The sequence below is a fragment of the Cellulomonas sp. IC4_254 genome (assembly GCF_011603975.1).
Lineage (GTDB): Bacteria > Actinomycetota > Actinomycetes > Actinomycetales > Cellulomonadaceae > Cellulomonas.
Map to the genome: position 1 here is coordinate 1 of NZ_JAANNB010000395.1, position 777 is coordinate 777.

At 79.0% G+C, this 777-nt stretch carries 1 protein-coding gene; it reads left to right on the top strand.

Features of this window, described 5'->3' with window-relative positions:
• Window positions 1–667: TetR/AcrR family transcriptional regulator (locus G6556_RS18985; RefSeq protein WP_166944734.1), on the top strand; the 667-nt coding region annotated here is incomplete at its 5' end.
• Between the last annotated feature and the right edge of the window lie 110 nt (window positions 668–777).

Consider the following 777-nt stretch of genomic DNA (forward strand, 5'->3'; position numbering starts at 1 on the left):
GCTCGCCGCGGCGGCGGCCCTGTTCAGCAGCGTCGGCTACACGGCGACCTCGACGTACGCCATCGCCGAGCGGGCGGGCGTCAAGCAGGCCTCGATCTACCACCACTTCCGCGGCAAGGACGTGCTGCTGCGGACCCTGCTGCTCGACACCGTCCGCCCGTCGCTCGACCTGGCCGACGAGCTGCTCGACGCCCCCGGCGACCCGGCCGCCCGGCTCTGGGCGCTGTGCGACGCGGACGCCCGGTGGCTCGCGGACGGGCCGGTCAACATCGGCGGCCTGATGCAGCTGCCCGAGGTCGAGGGCGAGGCGTTCGCGGAGTTCCACGACGAGCGGGCGCGGCTGCGGGCCCGGTACGACGCGCTGGTGGCGGCCGTGCTGGGTCGGCCCGACTCCACGCGGCCGGCCGAGGCGACGCTCGTGTTCGGGCTGGTCGAGACCGTGATCACCGCCCGGCGTTCCGGCGGGGCGGCCGCCGCGCAGGAGGTGGCCCCGCTGGTCGCGGACGCCGCGCTGCGGGTGCTCGGGCTGGACGCCGCGGCGGCGCGCCGGGCCCGGTCGGGGGCGGCGGATCTTGTGCCGGAGACGCCCGGCGTCCCGGGCGACCCGGGGGACCCGGACCGGTCCGGCGACGGCGCCGGCGGCGCCCGGCGCGCGTCCGCGGGCTGACCGCGCGCCGACCCCCGAGGTGACCGGGGCTGTCCCACCGGTGTGGCCGCGGGCTGTCCGCCGGCGTGGACGGGCGGGCGTCCGCGCTGGTGCGCGTCGTAGGTTGAGGG